General features: G+C 75.1%; 1 pseudogene. It reads left to right on the top strand.

Annotation, left to right across the window (positions count from 1 at the left end):
- Positions 1 to 222: pseudogene (locus KVT14_RS20620) on the top strand (transcriptional regulator); the annotation flags it as partial.
- Positions 223 to 257 lie beyond the last annotated feature (35 nt).

The following is a 257-nucleotide window of genomic DNA, read 5'->3' as shown; positions in this document are numbered from 1 at the left end:
GAGGACGACATCTGGGGGCCCTGGCTGGCGAGCGAGCGGAACTACCTGCCGCGGCTGCAGCGGGCCCTCGACGCGGCCCTCACCGGCGGCCCCGGGGAGGGGCCGGAGCGCCGGCTGCGCAACGCCCGCAACTACATGGAGTGGCACGCGGGGTACCACCGCAAGATGCTCGCCGACTGGGAGGCCTACCGCGAAGCGCAGGCCGGGACTGGAGAACCGTGACCACCGACCCGACCCCCGGCGCGGACACGGCAGCC

Source organism: Cellulomonas sp. GbtcB1 (assembly GCF_019091725.1).
Lineage (GTDB): Bacteria > Actinomycetota > Actinomycetes > Actinomycetales > Cellulomonadaceae > Cellulomonas.
The sequence above is the reverse complement of the archived record's forward strand: the minus strand, read 5'-3'. Positions and strand labels throughout refer to the sequence as shown.